The organism is Candidatus Colwellia aromaticivorans, from assembly GCF_003333305.1.
In the GTDB taxonomy this organism is placed as follows: domain Bacteria; phylum Pseudomonadota; class Gammaproteobacteria; order Enterobacterales; family Alteromonadaceae; genus Colwellia; species Colwellia aromaticivorans.
Genome location: NZ_QOLD01000027.1, coordinates 1 through 1,202, shown reverse-complemented (window position 1 = coordinate 1,202; position 1,202 = coordinate 1). Strand labels below are relative to the sequence as shown.

1 protein-coding gene is annotated in these 1,202 nt (G+C 34.6%); it reads left to right on the top strand.

All coding sequences use genetic code 11. From position 1 onward, the window contains the following. Positions 1-21 precede the first annotated feature (21 nt). Positions 22-153: a transposase gene (locus DWA31_RS17820; RefSeq protein ID WP_425451856.1), complete on the top strand. Its 132-nt coding sequence runs from the start codon at positions 22-24 to the stop codon at positions 151-153. Positions 154-1,202: the final 1,049 nt, after the last annotated feature.

Below are 1,202 nucleotides of genomic sequence, written 5' to 3'. Positions count from 1 at the left end.
AAATATTTTTGGGGCGGGAAGTTGTGGACGCAAAGTTATTTTGTAGAAACGATTGGGAATGCCAACGAAGAAACAATTAGAAAATATGTTCAAGACCAGCTTACTGAACTCGATCAGAAAGAAATACCTTCAGATCAGCTGAACTTGTTTTAAAACTCGGTCGCTTGCGGCCGAGATTTTTATAGGTTCTCTGTCTTACAAACTCAAGCATACCGCTATCTTTGTTATCGACTATTTTTGATTGATATACATCTGTTCGTATTGCTATACCACTGGATATATCTTCCCATTTTTGTACGTTATTCATATATTGTTCCTTAACTCGTTAGAGTTTATTTGATTTGAGGCTGATTAGGCCCGTTTGGATTTTTTCAAACGCAAAAAAATACAACAATAAAATTGCTGCATTTAATGGGATTGAATGAGTTTGGTAACAAGTACCATTTTATAGATAGCCTAAAGACTATTTTTGAAATGTGAGCAGTTTTAATTGACTTTATAGCTCTGTCAAACAAATGCTGAGAACAGCAGATTTAAGAAAGCAATGTGAATTTACTTTCTTAAATCAACTGTAATAGCAATGACTTGGATAAATATTAACGAGGATATTATTTGAAGTGTTGGGTATTAAATCACAGCCGCTAACCCATAAACTGTAAAAGTAATATAAAGTAAATAAGTCTTTTTTTCAAGTAACCGTTCATCGAGACATAAGCTGCTCTCAAATAAACAATTCACTATCCAAACATCTAATCTACTTTTTTATTTCGTTTGAATTGTACAAATGCGATTACAGCAATTAGCACTACAGATAATAATATACCGGCTAGAGGTGGTGTCATTTATTATCTCCATCTTTACTGGAAAATCTCTACCATCAGTGCCACCTAATTGCATTTACCTTTGCCAGCCAATGTGCCAATAATATTTCGACTTTATTAGATCTGTCATCTTTGGATATATTGAACACTGCTAATGCACACTTCTGCCACAAAAAGACGATCTCCTAATGACAAAAATGCCACATTACTGACCTAAATTAGTTATCAAAATTAGGCAAGTTTATGTTCACTTAGTTAAGGTTTTTAGATATCAGCCAGTACACAAAATCTATCATCAGCCCATTATAGGAAGGCTGATGTCTAAAAGGCTCACAATGAAGAAACCGCGGGAATCGAACTCGGTGCTATGGGGATTGCTTG